General features: G+C 46.0%; 13 protein-coding genes. 5 read left to right on the top strand and 8 right to left on the bottom strand.

The genetic code is table 11. From position 1 onward, the window contains the following. Nucleotides 1-91: 91 nt before the first annotated feature. The 8 genes from L3C95_RS34180 to L3C95_RS34145 all read right to left on the bottom strand — a co-directional run bounded on the left by L3C95_RS34180 (nucleotide 92) and on the right by L3C95_RS34145 (nucleotide 10,273). Nucleotides 92-1,045 carry an NADP-dependent oxidoreductase gene (locus tag L3C95_RS34180; protein WP_236395162.1) on the bottom strand — a complete coding sequence of 318 codons (954 nt, stop codon included), beginning with the start codon at nucleotides 1,043-1,045 and terminating at the stop codon, nucleotides 92-94. A gap of 141 nt (nucleotides 1,046-1,186) precedes the next feature. Next, nucleotides 1,187-2,443: a threonine ammonia-lyase IlvA gene (gene ilvA / locus L3C95_RS34175; protein WP_236395161.1), complete on the bottom strand. Its 1,257-nt coding sequence runs from the start codon at nucleotides 2,441-2,443 to the stop codon at nucleotides 1,187-1,189. A gap of 102 nt (nucleotides 2,444-2,545) precedes the next feature. Then, a complete protein-coding gene (ilvC, locus tag L3C95_RS34170; RefSeq protein WP_236395160.1) occupies nucleotides 2,546-3,589 on the bottom strand; it encodes a ketol-acid reductoisomerase in 1,044 nt (347 codons plus the stop codon). A 39-nt stretch (nucleotides 3,590-3,628) separates the two neighbouring features. After that, nucleotides 3,629-4,219: an acetolactate synthase small subunit gene (gene ilvN / locus L3C95_RS34165; RefSeq protein WP_236395159.1), complete on the bottom strand. Its 591-nt coding sequence runs from the start codon at nucleotides 4,217-4,219 to the stop codon at nucleotides 3,629-3,631. A 41-nt stretch (nucleotides 4,220-4,260) separates the two neighbouring features. Next, the gene (ilvB, locus tag L3C95_RS34160) at nucleotides 4,261-6,015 is read right to left on the bottom strand and encodes a biosynthetic-type acetolactate synthase large subunit (RefSeq protein ID WP_317207731.1); all 1,755 of its coding nucleotides are present in this window, start codon (nucleotides 6,013-6,015) and stop codon (nucleotides 4,261-4,263) included. Then, on the bottom strand, nucleotides 5,981-7,660 hold the full coding sequence (gene ilvD, locus L3C95_RS34155) for a dihydroxy-acid dehydratase (RefSeq protein ID WP_236395158.1): 1,680 nt from the start codon (nucleotides 7,658-7,660) through the stop codon (nucleotides 5,981-5,983). The genes ilvB and ilvD overlap by 35 nt, the downstream gene beginning before the upstream one ends. Before the next feature lie 402 nt (nucleotides 7,661-8,062). Continuing rightward, nucleotides 8,063-8,968 carry a branched-chain amino acid transaminase gene (locus tag L3C95_RS34150; protein WP_236395157.1) on the bottom strand — a complete coding sequence of 302 codons (906 nt, stop codon included), beginning with the start codon at nucleotides 8,966-8,968 and terminating at the stop codon, nucleotides 8,063-8,065. A gap of 402 nt (nucleotides 8,969-9,370) precedes the next feature. Beyond that, nucleotides 9,371-10,273, bottom strand: a complete 903-nt coding sequence (locus tag L3C95_RS34145; RefSeq protein ID WP_236395156.1) for a sugar phosphate nucleotidyltransferase — start codon at nucleotides 10,271-10,273, stop codon at nucleotides 9,371-9,373. Nucleotides 10,274-10,458: 185 nt separating this feature from the next. Here L3C95_RS34145 and L3C95_RS34140 point away from each other — a divergent pair, with 185 nt between their 5' ends. The 5 genes from L3C95_RS34140 to L3C95_RS34120 all read left to right on the top strand — a co-directional run bounded on the left by L3C95_RS34140 (nucleotide 10,459) and on the right by L3C95_RS34120 (nucleotide 17,123). Continuing rightward, nucleotides 10,459-11,799: an alpha-L-fucosidase gene (locus tag L3C95_RS34140; RefSeq protein ID WP_236395155.1), complete on the top strand. Its 1,341-nt coding sequence runs from the start codon at nucleotides 10,459-10,461 to the stop codon at nucleotides 11,797-11,799. Nucleotides 11,800-11,825: 26 nt separating this feature from the next. Next, nucleotides 11,826-14,183, top strand: coding sequence for a family 20 glycosylhydrolase (locus L3C95_RS34135; RefSeq protein ID WP_236395154.1), 2,358 nt, complete (start codon nucleotides 11,826-11,828; stop codon nucleotides 14,181-14,183). Between the two features lie 387 nt (nucleotides 14,184-14,570). Next, a complete protein-coding gene (locus tag L3C95_RS34130) occupies nucleotides 14,571-15,458 on the top strand; it encodes a 1-aminocyclopropane-1-carboxylate deaminase/D-cysteine desulfhydrase (protein ID WP_236395153.1) in 888 nt (295 codons plus the stop codon). A gap of 80 nt (nucleotides 15,459-15,538) precedes the next feature. Next, nucleotides 15,539-16,135: a hypothetical protein gene (locus L3C95_RS34125; protein WP_236395152.1), complete on the top strand. Its 597-nt coding sequence runs from the start codon at nucleotides 15,539-15,541 to the stop codon at nucleotides 16,133-16,135. A 217-nt stretch (nucleotides 16,136-16,352) separates the two neighbouring features. Beyond that, nucleotides 16,353-17,123 (top strand): hypothetical protein, encoded by a 771-nt coding sequence (locus L3C95_RS34120; RefSeq protein WP_236395151.1) that lies wholly within the window; start codon nucleotides 16,353-16,355, stop codon nucleotides 17,121-17,123. Nucleotides 17,124-17,309 lie beyond the last annotated feature (186 nt).

The following is a 17,309-nucleotide window of genomic DNA, read 5'->3' as shown; positions in this document are numbered from 1 at the left end:
AACGCCGGAATTGAATAATGTATTGTAAATGTACTCTTTTTATTGATGTCAAGCTGACATTTATTATATTTCAATCTCTTTATCGTCCTGACTACACTGTCAGCACTATTTTTCCCTTGCCATGCCCTTCTTCCAGCCGCTGGTGCGCACTGACGATCTCCGTCAACGGGAAAGTCTCATCCACCTGTACTTTCAGACGGTTATTGCTAAGCAGGGACGCCAGTTGCTCCATCCGCTCTCCGGAAGGCCTTACAGACATCCATTTCACCTCTACTCCTTTTTCCTTTGCCCTGGCAATAACAGCCGGATCGTCTTTATACATGCTTGGCAATGACACCAGTATTCCTCCCGGATTTAACACTTCCAGTGAACGAAGGGCCGTTTCACCACCCATACCATCTATCACCACATCTACCTTCTCTACTGCATCTTCAAAACGTTGTGTTTTATAGTCAACCAGCTGATCTACTCCCAATTCCTTTAGAAAAGCATGGTTGGCCGCTGATGCGGTAGCCGCCACAAAACAACGCTTCCACTTAGCCAGTTGTACAACAATATGTCCTACACCACCGGCTCCACCCTGCACCAGCACTCTCTGCCCCCAGGTTACACCTGCCTGATCAAACAGGGCTTCCCAGGCGGTCAGACCAGCCAGTGGAGTACCTGCTGCTACTTCATATGAAATATCTTTCGGAATAATGGCAAACTCGTCTTCCTGCACTACAGCATACTCTGCGTATGCGTTACCGGGATTGGGGAAATTACTCATACCGAATATACGGTCGCCAATAAAGAATTTACTTACGCCTTCTCCTACACTTACTACTTCTCCTGCTATATCCCATCCGAGGATGGCAGGTAATGTCTGATAGGATGCATATCCTTTACCAGACCGGGTTTTAAAATCAACAGGGTTCAATCCGATTGCCTTTACTTTCACAAGTACCTGTCCTGCCGCCGGCAGTGGTATTGCTACTTTTTCAATCTTGAAAGCAGTGGCCGGCCCAAATTCAGGCAAAATAGCCGCCTGCATAAAATTACTCATACTCGCATATTTTGGCTTTAAATTATGATAAAAAAGGGAATTGCGCATATATGCAGAAAGGGCATCATGTTTTATAACCAAAACATAATGCCCTTTCCAAAAGCGTAGCGTTCTCCCTCAGTATGAGAGAGATCAATACTTTTATACGAGATAACCAAAAAGGTTATCGTCTTTATTCAGTTCTGTGAAGTGAATGTTATACTTCCTGAAATTAGCCAGCAGGATATCATAGTCCTCTCTCCTCTTCAGCTCTACACCGATCAGTGCAGGGCCCATTTCCTTATTATGTTTCTGGATAAATTCAAAACGTGTGATATCATCATCAGGTCCCAGCACATGATTCACAAACTCTTTCAGCGCACCCGGGCGTTGTACAAAGCGGATGATGAAATAATGCTTCAATCCTTCGTATAACAGAGAACGTTCCTTGATCTCCTGCATACGATCGATATCGTTATTACTGCCGCTCACCACACACACCACTTTCTTTCCTTCTATTTCTTTCGCGTAGTAGTCAAGCGCTGCTATAGACAATGCGCCCGCAGGTTCCACAACGATAGCGTCTTCGTTGTACAGACGTAATATAGTAGAGCAAACCTTCCCTTCAGGTACCAGTTGCATTTTGTTCAGAATATCTTTGCAGATGCTGAATGTAAGCGCACCTACCCTTTTTACGGCAGCGCCATCTACGAAACGTTCTATTTCGTCGAGTGTAACAGGGCTGCCAGCCTCCAGTGCACGTGTCATGGATGGAGCACCTTCAGGTTCCACACCAATGATCTGCGTCTGCGGACTGTAAGTTTTGAAATAAGTACCCAGGCCTGCTGCCAGTCCGCCGCCACCGATGGGCACGAACACATAATCGATCTTTGCCTGGTCTTCCAGGATCTCCACTGCCACGGTACCTTGTCCTTCGATGATCTTCGGATCATCAAAAGGAGGAATAAAAGTCATGCTGTGCGCCTGTGTAAAAGCCTGTGCTTCGGCTGCACAATCATCAAAAGTATCGCCCACCAGTTTGATTTCGATGTTATCGCCACCGAACATTCTCACCTGGTTCACTTTCTGTTTCGGAGTGATGATGGGCATAAAACAAACGCCTTTGATATCCAGCTGACGACAAGCATAAGCAAAGCCCTGTGCATGGTTACCAGCGCTGGCGCATGTTACGCCTTTTGACAGCGTTTCTTTATCCAGGCTGCTAATCAGGTTGTATGCACCGCGCAATTTATATGACCTTACAATCTGCATGTCTTCTCTTTTGAGATAGACATCTGCATTATACCTGCGGGAGAGCGTAGCGCTATACGTAAGCGGTGTACGGTTCACCACAGGCTTCAACTTCACCGCAGCATCAAGGATGTTCAGCGGGTTCACACTTGTTAGTACCTGGGACATCGTTCTTTAAAAATTAGGAATCAGGAATTAAAGAATCAGGAATCGATGCATAAAGCTCAATTCCTAATTCCCAATTCCTGATCATATCATCGAATAATCGAATTAAGCATTAGGACGCAGCTTTCTTACTGCCGCACCTGCCTGCCACATTTCGCTTTCACGCAGTTCTTTCAGTTCCTCTTCCAGTTTTTCACGGTAGTCAGGAGTGCTGTTTGATGCGATAGAACGTGCAGCTTCTTTACCTGCAGCAACACTTGCATACAATTCTTCAAATACAGGCTGGCTTGCTTCTTTGAATTTCTTCCACCAGTCTAATGCACCACGCTGAGCGGTAGTAGAACAGTTGGCGTACATCCAGTCCATACCATTTTCAGCAACGAGTGGCATCAGGGACTGAGTCAGTTCTTCAACAGTTTCGTTGAACGCTTCAGATGGAGAGTGACCATTCTTGCGCAGTACTTCGTACTGAGCAGCGAAGATACCCTGGATAGCACCCATCAGGGTACCACGCTCACCTGTCAGGTCAGAAGTAACTTCTTTCTTGAAATCTGTTTCGAACAGGTAACCGGAACCAACACCGATACCCAGCGCAATAACGCGGTCACGTGCTTTACCAGTTGCATCCTGGAATATAGCAAAGCTGGAGTTCAGACCCTGACCAGCCAGGAACAGTCTGCGCAGGGAAGTACCGGAACCCTTAGGAGCTACCAGGATTACATCCACATCAGCAGGAGGAACAATACCAGTCTGGTCTTTATAAGTAATACCAAAACCATGGGAGAAATATAAAGCCTTGCCTTTAGTCAGGTGTGGCTTCAGTGTAGGCCACAGTGCGATCTGACCGGCATCGCTCAGCAGGAACTGGATGATAGTACCTTTCTGTGCAGCTTCTTCGATTTCGAACAGGGTCTTACCTGGTACCCAGCCATCAGCGACAGCTTTATCCCATGTTTTAGATCCTTTACGCTGTCCTACGATCACGTTAAAGCCGTTATCTTTCAGGTTCAGTGCCTGGCCGGGGCCCTGTACGCCGTAACCAATGATAGCTATCACTTCGTTCTTCAGCACTTCTCTAGCTTTTTCCATGGGGAATTCTTCTCTGGTTACTACGTCTTCCAGTACCCCTCCAAAATTGATGGTTGCCATGTTTTGATAGTGTTTGTTGTTTTTATTGAATTATTTAAACTAGATACTTTCTTCTTCTGCCGAAACCTCTGTATGTTCCTTGTACTGTGCCTGTTTCAGGTTGTCAGGACGACGGGTTTCCAGCTCTTTCAGATGATCGTGGAAACGGCGGCTCCATTTTACGATCGCTACCCTTCCACTTTTGGAATATTCGATCAGACCGTATGGCGCGAGCTTAGCCTGTAAGTCGATCAGCTCCTGCTGGTGACCAGTTTTCTCCAATACAAAATACTCATCAGTGAGCGTAAGGATACGTGCATTGTTCTCACGGATCAGCAGTTCGATATTACCGTTCTGCAACGCTTTTGTGGATATTTTGTAAAGTGCCAGTTCCTGGTATACCACCTCGTCTTCTTCATGTACAAAAGCACGATGAATTTCTATCAGTCTTTCTATCTGACCAACGATCTTCACCAGCTTTTCCTTTTCGGATATTACGGTGATGATGAATTTATATACGCCAGGGATCTCCGTTTCAGCCGTTGTCAGACTGGTGATGTTGATACCCCTGCGTGTGAAGATAACGGTGATACGGTTCGTGATACCGATCCTGTCTTCCGTATATACCGTTATTGTATACTCTTTTTGCATAGTGTTCGTGTTAATGATTGCTGAATTCCTTCTTCCTGCTGCTACTCAAGCCTGATGTTTGCTATTGGCTGGCCGGAAGGCACCATTGGGAATACATTGTCTTCTTTTTCCACTACAACTTCCAGCAGATAAGCGCCTTTGTGTGAGATCATCTCTTCGATAGCACCTACGATGTCTGCACGGTCAGTTACTTTTCTGCCAGGAACGTAGAACCCTTTTGCGATCTGCACAAAGTCAGGGTTGATCATCTCTGTAGAAGAATAACGTTTGTCAAAGAACAACTGCTGCCACTGACGCACCATGCCGAGGAAGTTGTTATTCAGGATCACAATCTTAACACCTATTTCAGACTGATAGATAGTTCCCAGCTCCTGCAATGTCATCTGGAAACAACCATCTCCGATCACTGCTACTACTTCTTTTTCTGGTGTACCTACTTTTGCCCCCATCGCTGCCGGCAATGCAAAACCCATGGTTCCCATACCACCGGAAGTGATATTGGTGTTAGGATCTTTAAAGCGATAGTAGCGGGAAGCGATCATCTGGTGCTGTCCTACGTCTGTTACAAGTACAGCTTTACCTTCTGTTCTTTCTGAGATGAGACGTACTACTTCAGCCATTTTTAAACCGCCTTCAGTAGGATACAATTCTTTCTGGCTTACCTTCTCTTCTTCTTTCTTATCTGCTTCACGGAAGCCCTTTACCCACTCGTCATGCTTCATAGGTTCTACCAGCTTTATCAAAGCCTCCAGCGTTGTTTTCGCATCTGCATGTACAGCTACATCAGCTTTGATGATCTTGTTGATCTCAGCTGCATCAATTTCGATGTGGATCACCTTTGCCTGCTTCACAAATTGAGAAACATCTCCGGTGATACGGTCGTCGAAACGCATGCCCACAGCTATCAGCACATCACATTCATTTGTCATGATGTTCGGTGCGTAGTTACCGTGCATACCCAGATATCCTACATACAACGGATGATCTACAGGTACTGCTGACAGACCAAGCAAGGTAGAAGCGATTGGTATACCTGCCTTTTCTGCCAGTGCGATCAGTTCTTTTTCGGCACCTGCCAACAATACGCCATGACCACAGAAGATATATGGTTTCTTTGCGCTGTTGATCAAAGCCGCTGCGGCTTTCACCGCTTCCGGATCCATTTCCGGTACAGGGCGGTAACTGCGGATATAATCACATTTCTTGTATTCAAAATCGAATTTCGCTACCTGCGCATTCCTGGTGATATCTACCAGTACAGGTCCCGGACGACCGCTACCTGCTATATAAAATGCTTTTGCGATAGCTCCCGGAATGTCTTCCGGACGTGTTACCTGGATGTTCCATTTTGTAATCGGCATGGTGATACCAATTACATCCGTTTCCTGGAAAGCATCTGTTCCCAGCAGGTGTGCTGCCACCTGACCGGTGATGCAGACCATCGGCGTAGAATCCATGTAAGCATCTGCCAGCCCTGTTACCAGGTTGGTAGCACCGGGACCGGATGTAGCGAAGACCACACCGGTTTTACCGGAAGTGCGAGCATAGCCCTGTGCGGCATGCGTAGCACCTTGTTCATGACGGACCAATATATGATGGACTTTATCCTGAAAATCGTACAGGGCATCATAAATGGGCATAATAGCGCCTCCCGGATAGCCGAAAATGGTTTCTACACCTTCTGCAATCAGCGAGCGGATCACTGCCTCAGAGCCAGTGATATTGAGCGGAGCAGCTGTTGCTGCCCTCTTTTCAGCCGGCTCAGGCTTCATCGGTAACACATCCTTCTGTTGCATTTGAAACGAGTTTTGCGTATTTTAATAATATACCGTTGTTAACCTTCAATGCAGGCCTTACCCACTGTGCCCTGCGGGCCGCCAGTTCTTCCGCACTCAGTTCCACATTGATCGTGTTCTTTTCGGCATCTATTTCAATAATATCATTGTCTTTTACCAGTGCGATGGTACCGCCTTCATAGGCTTCCGGCGTGATATGCCCTACCACAAAACCGTGCGTACCACCGGAAAAACGTCCGTCTGTGATCAGTGCTACGCTTTTACCGAGTCCCACACCCATGATAGCGGATGTTGGCTTCAGCATTTCAGGCATACCAGGCGCTCCTTTAGGACCTACCTGCCTGATCACCACCACATCTCCTTTCTGCACGCGGCCGCTCTGGATACCTGCTATCAGTTCAAACTCACCGTCAAACACACGTGCAGGTCCACGGAAGCTAAGGCCTTCCTTACCGGTTATTTTCGCTACAGAACCCTGTTCTGCCAGGTTACCATACAGCATCTGTATGTGACCGGTAGCTTTCAGCGGCTTGTCTGTAGGAACGATGATGTTCTGTGAATCGAAATCCAGATCGGGAACACTTTCCAGGTTCTCTGCCAGGGTCTTGCCGGTTACGGTCAGGCAATGTCCGTGCAGATAACCTTTCTTCAGTAAATACTTCATTACCAGTGGAACACCGCCAATGTTGTGCAGGTCTTCCATCAGGTATTTACCACTTGGTTTCAGGTCAGCGATCAGCGGTGTTTTGTCACTGATACGCTGGAAATCCTGCAAAGTGAATTTCACACCTACTGATTTTGCTATGGCGATGAAGTGCAATACCGCATTGGTACTACCGCCCAGCGCCATCACAACCGTAGCGGCATTTTCAAACGCCTCGAAGGTCATGATATCGGTAGGTTTAATATCTTTTTCCAGCAGCAGGCGGATATATTTACCTGCTTCCAGACATTCTTTTTGTTTTTCCTTGCTCAAAGCAGGGCTGGAAGAACTGTAGGGAAGGCTCATTCCCAGTGCCTCAATGGCTGAGGACATGGTATTAGCCGTATACATACCGCCACAGGCGCCGGCGCCAGGGCAGGAATGCTGTACAATTCCTTTAAAATCCTCTTCATTCAGCTGGCCTGCCATCTTCTGGCCCAGTGCTTCAAAAGCGGAGATAATGTTGAGGTCCTGTCCTTTGTACTTACCGGGAGCAATTGTACCACCGTATACCATGATAGAAGGGCGATTCAGACGGCCCATCGCCATCAGGGAGCCAGGCATGTTCTTATCGCAGCCTGGTACAGTGATCAGCGCATCATAATATTGTGCACCACAAACAGTTTCGATGGAATCAGCGATCAGATCGCGGCTGACCAGCGAATAACGCATACCTGGCGTACCATTACTCATACCGTCGCTGACGCCGATGGTATGGAAAGTGAGTCCGACGAGATCATTAGCCCAGACGCCTTTTTTGACCTGCTGAGCGAGATCATTGAGGTGCATGTTGCAGGTATTGCCATCGTAGCCCATACTGGCCACGCCTACCTGTGCTTTTTTCAGGTCTTCTTCTGTCAAACCTATTCCATACAGCTGCGCCTGCGCTGCTGGCTGTGTAGGGTCCTGGGTGAGCGTCTTGCTATATTTATTTAATTCCATCTGTTTGTTAATATTTCCGGTTGCTATTTAAAGTAGGTACAAAATAGCAGTGATAAAAGCCAAGTTCCAAACCAATTACTGCCCGGTTAGCCGGTATTCAAATCTCTTCGTTTTATGTCCAAACCCGCTATGGTACTGGATATCGTACCGCTAAAAATCCAAATTCCAACTTATTAAAAATACCTGGCGGGAGGAAACGGGAAGCCTGTACGAAGTGTTTATAAAGAGCATCCCGCTTTGTTTATGTGGTACAAAGCGGGATGCTTTGCGTAGCTATCTGATTGAGTCAGACACAATACTATCAGTTTAGAATAATAATGTATCATTCCAGGTATCATGATATGGGAAAATACCTGAATCAGCACGAGTTTTCATGAATATCTGTACACTGAGTTCAGGCGCTTAGGCGACTGGCACAGCGGCGCGATCGAATTGTTTTTCCAGTACTCTGGCTTTATAGGCCTGTTGCAGCAGTTTACCCAGGGATGAAGCCCATGGTTTTGCAAAGCCCTGGCCATCAAGAGAATCCCATCCTACTACTTCTGCAGCGGTACCGCAATAGAATACGCAATCAGCAGTTTTCAGTTCATCTACTGTGAAAAGCTTCTCTTCCAGCGGAATTCCCAGTTCATGGCATAGTTCAATAACTGTAGCACGGGTAATTCCTGGCAGAATGTTGCCTGGCGGCGGTGTGAAGATCTTACCATTTTTCTCGAAGAACAGGTTGGCGCCCGGACCTTCGGCTACATTGCCGTTCATGTCCAGCAACAGCGCTTCGTCGTAACCGTTTTCCTTTGCTTCCTGTGAAGCCAGGATCGAGTTTACATACAGACCTGCAGTCTTTGATTCGATCTTGAATGCTTTTGGATTTGGACGCTGGTATGATGAGGTCATTACACGCAGCAGTTTTTCACCTAAATAAGCACCCCACTCCCATGCACAGATCAGTACATGTGTTTCGCTGGCTGCTTTCAGGGTCATGTTCGGAGGGCAGAAAGCGAGCGGACGAATGTACGCCTCTTCCATATTGTTCAGTTCCAGCACCTTATAACACGCTGCGATCAACTCATCGTTGTTGAACGGATAAGGCATGTGAATCAGTTCGCAGGAACGTTTGAATCTGTCAAAGTGTTCTTTCGCTTTGAATATCTTCACTTTTCCATCAGCTGTTTTGTAAGCACGGATACCTTCAAATACTGCATATCCGTAATGCAAAGACTGACCATAAAGGTCGATAGTGGCCGCGGTGGCTTTCTTATACTCCCCGTTAACGTAAAGAATGGTGTTCTCGTTGTAATAGCTATACATAATTCAGATATTAGAAATCGATTTTGGATACTTCTTTTATGGGCGTAAAAAAACGCCTTCCTCTTGTGGAGGAAGGCGTTGTTATTTTTAGTGATTGTGCACGATTACCTATCCTCCATATTGGTGGCTAATAATGACAACGACAACCACGACTAGCGTGATAGCCCAGTTCAGCTGAGCTACGATGTGATTGATCTTATTGTTGTCTTTATTTACCCACATGGAGGTACCTTTTTTATTTTGCTTCTACAAATGTATTGGTCGTTAAACTAAAAAACAATACAATCCAAAAGATTTAGTCATTTCGCAAACAAACCCTTACTTTTTGAAGATATTTAAATGAAAGGCTGTTTGTTTAGTTAAAATCCACACAAATAGCAAAAATATTATAATTCTTCAGGCCTATTTCCAGAGGTTGTCCGGATATTCCCCACTTTCTACCAGTGCGGAGAGGCTTTCCTGTACGCCCGGAGCATCTTCCTTATAGGTTACGCCAAACCACTGAGCGGCGGTTGGAATGACATTTACCACGCCCAGTTTGTTTTTGATGAAGTGATCCACCACGATAGGAATAAAGAATTCTGATTTCGGCTTGTCACCATCTTTCTTTAAGAAATCTTTGAAGAGGTTCTGACTCAGGTCGAATACTGACGGATGGAAACCCCAGAAGTTCATAGAAACCGGCGTTTCAGGAGCCATCGCATGTTTGCTGCCATCGGCTTCTTCATACACGATCTGAGCTCCGTCTTTGTAAACCTTGGTCCTTTCGTTGATGGCAGCCAGGTTGCTCTTGTCGTCAGCAGCACATACACCGCGCGAAACGGAACCATGCTCACTGATAGTTTTGCTCAACTGGTAGCCGATCACGCTGTACACATCAGGCTTTGCGTCATTCTTCAGGAAAGCGGCTGCTTTCTCAAAAGAATCCCGACCATAGAAATCATCCGCATTGATTACTGCAAAAGGCTCCTTGATGGCATCTTTCGCACATAATACTGCATGCGCTGTTCCCCATGGCTTGGCGCGGTCAGCCGGCATCGGATAACCGTTCAGATATGCACCCATTTCCTGGTATACATAATCCGTAGCTACGCGTCCCTTCAGTTTTGGTTCAAAGATCTCTTTGAATTCTTTTTCAAAATCCTTGCGGATAATGAACACTATCTTGCCGAAACCAGCACGGATAGCATCGTAGATGGAGTAATCAACAATTGTTTCACCGCTGGGGCCGAACTGCTGTATCTGTTTTAAGCTACCATAACGGCTAGCCATTCCTGCAGCAAGGATCAATAAAGTTGGTTGCATTTATAGACTTGTTTTTTGTGTTTTCATATATTGGATGAATTTCCTGGCGATAAATTTAATCATTAAAACTATTTTCACGCCTTCTTTTTGTTACCATACTGTTACGCCTAAAGGGCCATCATGATAACAAATCCCGTACCAATCGGGGAAACCAGCTTATTACTTATTTAATTCGTAAACATTTAATGAAACGATTCTTACTATCAGCCGTTCTGACACTTTCACTATTCCAGTCCACCAAGGCCCAGCAACACATTCAGCCAGCAGCTATTCAGGACAAAATGCAGTGGTTTGCCGACGCAAAACTGGGCATTTTCATCCATTGGGGTATCTATTCTGTACTTGGGGTGGATGAATCATGGTCATTTTACAACAAAAAGATCGCTTATCCCGACTACATGCAGCAGCTGAAAGGCTTTACAGCCAAACATTACCGTCCCGAAGAATGGGCTGCCCTGATCAAAGAATCCGGCGCCCGCTACGCTGTTGTCACTACCAAACACCACGATGGCGTAGCCTTATGGGATACTAAATTCAGTAAGCTCGATATGCCAGGCAGCACTCCCGCCAAACGCGATGTACTCACTCCCCTATATACGGCATTACGGCAACAAGGGATTAAATCCGGCGCTTATTTTTCTTTGATCGACTGGAGTTACCCCGATTATCCACAGTTTCTGAAAGATAGCAGCCGCTATAATGCTAAAAATGACCCTGCCCGCTGGCAGCGCTTCCTCCATTACTACCAGGGACAACTAAAAGAAGTAATGCAGCAGTATAATCCCGATCTGTGGTGGTTTGATGGCGACTGGGAGCATAGTGCGGAAGAATGGGAAGCCGTAAAAATAAGGAAAATGCTCACAGACCATAATCCCAACACCATCATCAATGGCCGCCTGCAGGGTTATGGCGACTACGATACCCCCGAACAGAACTTCCCTGTTTCCAGGCCGAACTTCAAATGGTGGGAGCTTTGTATGACCATCAACAACAACTGGGGCTACCATCCCGACGATACCAATTACAAGACGCCCTATGAAGTCATTACCATCTTTGCAGACGCTATCAGCAATGGCGGCAATATGCTGCTGGATATCGGTCCGGCAGAAGATGGAACAATTCCTGCAGAGCAGTTGACGGTATTGAAAGAACTGGGCGCCTGGAATAAAAAACATGCCCCTGCCGTCTTCAATACTGTGGCGGGTATTCCGGCAGGACATTTCTACGGGCCTACCACTTTATCAAAAGATTCTACTACCTTATATCTCTTCCTGTCCGGCAATGTAAGCGGCCAGGTAATGGTTAAAGGGCTGATCAATAACATTAAAAAGATCAGCGTAGTGGGTAACGGGCAGGCACTTACACACAAGATTGTGGGTAAAATATCCTGGAGTACAGTACCCGGACTGGTGTACATTGACGTTCCTGCTGCCGTGCAGGATAAATACATGACCGTACTGGCGGTAGAACTGGAAGGCCCGGTAAAATTGTATCGGGGAAAAGGTGGATTTCTGACGAATGAATAAGGATCAATCATACTAAGACTATGCATATGAAGAAATTATTCTTGTCAACTCTCGCAGCACTCTGCTTCCTTAATGGAATGGCACAGCTGAAAACAGGCGATATCACTATCATTCCTGAGCCCGTGCTGCTGCATTCCATGCCCGGAAGTTTTGTGCTGAACGAAAGAGCGGAAATACATTACAGCAGCCAGGCTGCCGGCAAAGTAGCTGGTTTCCTGAATGATTTCCTGCAACGCAATTATAATTTTAAACTGCCTGCAAGCGGGTATTCCCGGAAGCCCGCGGCGGCTGCTCATCCTATGATCGTACTGGTGGAAGCTAGCACTGGCAAACCAGATGGCTATATATTGGAAGTGAATACCGGTCGCGTGTACCTGCAGGGTGATGCCAATGGATTGTTGTATGGCTTACAGACCTTGCTGCAGCTATTTCCATTGAATAAGCTGATTGCATCATATCCTTCCCGCAACAAGACACAGGATTCCGTAAAATTGCGGCAGTCATATGCTTTTGATCAACATGCTGCTATCCACCTACCTGGTGTTAAGATCCAGGACTATCCACGTTTTGCCTATCGTGGTATGATGCTGGATGTGGGACGTCACTTCTTCCCTCCTGCTGCTGTTAAACAGTTCATCGATATGCTGATGCTGTATAAATTCAACCGCTTTCACTGGCACCTGACTGAAGACCAGGGCTGGCGTATCGAGATAAAAAAATATCCGCGCCTGCAGGAAATTGCCGCTGTCAGAAAGGAAACGATCGTAGGGCATCATCGCCGCAGTACTACTTATGATGGTAAGCGTTATGGTGGTTATTACACGCAGGATGAAGTACGCGACATTGTGAAATATGCAGCTGAAAGGAATATTACTATCATTCCTGAAATAGAAATGCCGGGGCATTCACAGGCGGTACTGGCGGCCTATCCGCAATTTGGTAATACCGGCGGTCCTTATGAAGTGCGCACTACCTGGGGTATTTCCAAAGATGTGTTAAATCCTGCGAATGACTCAGTGTTCACTTTCCTGCAGGATGTACTGACAGAAGTAATGGATCTTTTTCCTTCGCAATACATTCACATCGGCGGTGATGAATGTCTGAAAGACCGCTGGAAAGAATCTGCCGAAGTGCAGCAGCTTATTAAGAAACTTGGATTGAAAGATGAACATGCATTGCAGAGTTATTTCATCAATCGCATGGAGAAATTTGTAAATAGCAAAGGCAGGAGTATCATTGGCTGGGATGAGATACTGGAAGGTGGTCTTGCGCCGAATGCGACGGTCATGAGCTGGCGTGGTGAAGAAGGTGGTATTGCTGCGGCTAAGCAAAATCATGATGTTATCATGACGCCGAATACCTATCTCTACTTCGATTATACACAGGGGCAACCTGCTACCGAGCCACTCAACGCTGCGGCGTATCTTCCGCTCAAAACTGTCTACAACTACGAGCCTTTACCGGGCTCACTCACTCCTGCTGAAAGGCAATATATTAAAGGCGTACAGGGAAATATCTGGACAGAGTTCATTCCCGATCAACAGATGCTGGACTACATGGTGTGGCCGCGGGCATTAGCTTTGTCGGAAATTGCATGGTCGCAGCCAGGAAAGAAGAACTACCTTCGCTTTATGCGGAAGCTACCGTTAGAGCTGGCGCGACTAAATAATGCCGGGGTTAACTTCCGTATTCCGGAGCCGGTAGGATTAGAGAGTAAAGTCGTAACAACTCCTACTGTGACGGTAACTTTGAAGCCGCCGGTGAAGGGTAGTTTCATTTATTATACTACTGATGGGAGTCAGCCGGGCAAACAGAGCAAGCCTTATACACAGCCATTTGTACTTGCTGTTCCTGCAAATGGTAGTGCACTTGTGCAGTGCATCGTAGTTTTACCTTCAGGGCGTATCAGTCCTTTGTATAGCGCTACTTACGTGCGCAAGCCTTATCTTCCTGCGTTGGCTGTAAATCCGGGGAAGAAAGGTGTGCGGTTCTCTCTTGTTAATAACAGTTTTGATAATGCACGACAGTTGCCGGTTTCTGGTGATAGTGCTGGTGTATTACCTGCGATAGATATTCGTCCTTTGGCGCTTAAAAATGGCGGGGTTACATTTAGCGGGTATGTGAAAGTACCTGCGGATGATTTATATGAGTTTCATTTGAATAGTGATGATGGGGCGGTGTTTTATGTGGATGATCAGCTTGTTGTGGATAATGATGGTCAGCATGATTTGCAGGACAGGAGCGGGTTCTTACCTCTGCGGAAAGGGTTGCATAAGATTAAGGTGCAGTATTTTAATGTGGGGACTGGTGCGTGGCTGGATGCGGGGATATATAGGGATAGGGAGAAATTAAATGCGGCGGAGGTCTTTTATATAGGGCAGTGACGATGTTATGCTGCAATGTTTTGTTGTTTTGAGTGTGTTGGTATTTTGCGGAAGATACAAGCGGTTTCAGGAAGGGATGGCGGTCGGCGCCTCTTTGGTTGGAATGCTATTGAGCGCTGTCAGGCGTACGAGCTGTTAGATCTCTATGAACTTCATCAAGCGTGCGTCAAAGAGCCGAAGGCCCGCCATCTCCTCCTGAAACCGTTCTCCTTCGGGGTTGCTATTGGAGGTAAGGTTGCCTGGTTTATGTTGTTGTCCTTATATGTCAGGGCCTCATCTTATTGTTAATTCATTCCTTTGCGCCTTTGTTCTTTTGTTTTTGTTATCCTTATTTTTTCTTTGTTATTTGTTCCGTTCTTTACTTTGTTTTTCTTGCCTTTACACTAAATGAACATACAACTCGATTATAACAACATTACTCTTCAAACCATCTCTCCTTCATGGTTGCCTGACAACATAAAGGCATCTGTGCTACGCTTGGATTTGTTGCATCCGGACGTATCGGGGAATAAATGGTTTAAACTGCGTTATAATCTTGAGGCGGCCTTTGCTCAGGGAAAAACAAGGATACTCACTTTCGGTGGTGCCTACTCCAATCATATTGCTGCTACTGCGGCTGCATGCAGGCTTGCAGGTATTGCTTGTACCGGTGTTATCAGAGGGGAACGACCTTCAGTTTTAAGTCATACATTGCAGGAGGCTTCATTAAAAGGAATGGAGTTACACTTCATTAGCAGGGAGGCCTACCGCCTTAAAAATGAGACGGACTGGAACGCGCTTTATCCCGATGCTTACATAGTACCAGAAGGTGGTAATAATGCCCTGGGAGCAAAAGGTTGTGAGGAAATACTTTCTTTGGTGAATGATACATCCTTTACACATATCGCGTGTGCTGTAGGTACTGGTACTACTTTGGCAGGGCTTATCAACAGCGCTGCTCTTCATCAGGAAATACGTGGTTATGTCGTCCTCAAAGGTGCTGCTTACCTGGAAGAGGAGATACTATCATTATTAGCGCCCTCTCCCCTGCCCCATTGGCAATTGCTGCATGAGCATCATGGAGGAGGATATGCAAAGGTGTCGCCCACATTGAGGGAATTTATCCGGCTGTTTTATGAAGAGACACACATCCCGCTGGATATTGTGTATACCGGGAAATTATTGATGGGCTTCAGGCAGGATGTGATGGATGGTAGGTACCCGGCAGGTAGTGATGTGCTGCTCATCCATACGGGAGGTTTGCAGGGGAATCCTCCAACCGGTTCAGTGATCTGATATCAGTATGCGACCAATCTTGTGCTGAGTAATCACGATAACAATAAACGATAAACAATAAACAACTACAATCCCAACCTATGAAACCATTTGTATCAGGCAAATCTCTTTTAGCATTTTTCCCTTTATTACTGTTCGCATGCTGTTTGTGTGCATGCAATTCCGATCAGCCCAAAAAGCAAAAGACCAGAACTCCCATCGTATGTAAAGACACCAGCAAACATGATTTTGCGCTGGATACTGTAAAGGGATATCAGCTGAAACCTGAAGTGAATCTTAATCTGCTGTTGAATATTGAATCGTTTAATACCAAAGAGGAGTTTGATAAGTACTTTATGAGGCCCCCTATTCCGGCAGATAGCACTCCCCCATCCTTAAACTTCAAAGACAACTGGCTGGTAGCTATTATAACAGACAACAGGACTCCAGACGTACATGATCTCAACCGCTGGGTGGATGTAGATGTGCAAACCATCATTGGGAATGTTTTCACCAAAAATTGCCAGCTTACCATCCCTTTTATGGTTGTAAGGAATCCGTTCGATCCTTTCCACACGCCGGAAAGGAAATTCTACCTCTTTCGCGTTCCAAGATCGGCACCGTTCAACGGGATATATGTAATGAACCAGGGAGGCGGTCTGTCACGCAGCTTAGACGTTCCTGCTGCTGAAGAATAGGATGGCTGAGGAAACCTTCCGGACTCGTCCTTCTATTCTTAAAAGCTTGTTAATGGTCTCCTGTGAAACTATCTCCATATGGCAGATTTGTTTATATTTACGCCGTTCACTATTTTCAATCGTCTATTCATTATTTTTGCCAACTTAAGAGGAAAACCAGTGTTTTTTTTGTGAAAACTGAAAGCATTGGGCAGTATGGTTACAGGAATTAGCATCTATGAAGCAGTTGTCGCGTACTATTCTATTCGCAGTATTTTTAGTCTTTATAACGTCAGGATTTTCAGTTAAGGCACAGACTACCACAACACCGCCAGTATTTCCAGACTTCTCTGCGCTGATCAAGACAGGCAAGATCCAGCTCGATGTGCTGTCAGGGTTCAGAGATGTAAAATATATCGGGGTACAACGCTCACTGGATAGTGTGCTGAACTTCAGTACGATTGGTCTTATCAACAATCCGAACGAGCTCAGACTGAGCTACCAGGATGGTAGGCCTTTACCCGGTTCCAACTACTACCGCCTGTTCGTTCAGTTTAACAACGGACGCTACCTCTATTCAAAGATCGTACTGGCTGTTCCGGACAGCACGATAGACGGCAGTAAAAAACTGCAGCTGGCTGATGTAAAAGAGGCGATTGCAGCCGCTAAAGAGGCTGGTGTAAATACTACATCCAACGGAACGGGAAAAGAGAAAAATGGGGTTCCTAAAGAGGAAAAAATAGTATGGCATCCGTCCAACTATGTTTATACCACCGCCGATGGGAATGTGAACATAAAACTGCCGGACGCCCCGACTAAGAAATACAGTGTTAAATTCTTTGAACCCGACGGGTCCTTCCTGTTTGAGATCGGGGAAGTGAAAGAACCATTCCTGATACTGGAAAAGGCTATTTTCCTGCATGCAGGCTGGTTCAATTTTGAGATCTATCAGGATGGTAAACCTTATGAGAAGTGGAACCTGTTCATTCCGCTGAACTACAGGAATTAAATTGCCAATCCACCAATAACGTATTCATTAACATCTTTTTATACAAACGGGGCTGACCACAGATAATGGTCAGCCCCGTTTTATTTATTTATTGTGCGGAAGTTGATACTTTACATGTAAGCCTTTAAATGTCTTTTGATCAGCCCGTTTTATTCGGCACCTATTGAAGTCCCACTCTACATTATG

The sequence above is a fragment of the Chitinophaga filiformis genome, from assembly GCF_021646545.1.
GTDB lineage: Bacteria > Bacteroidota > Bacteroidia > Chitinophagales > Chitinophagaceae > Chitinophaga > Chitinophaga filiformis_A.
The sequence above is the reverse complement of the archived record's forward strand: the minus strand, read 5'-3'. Positions and strand labels throughout refer to the sequence as shown.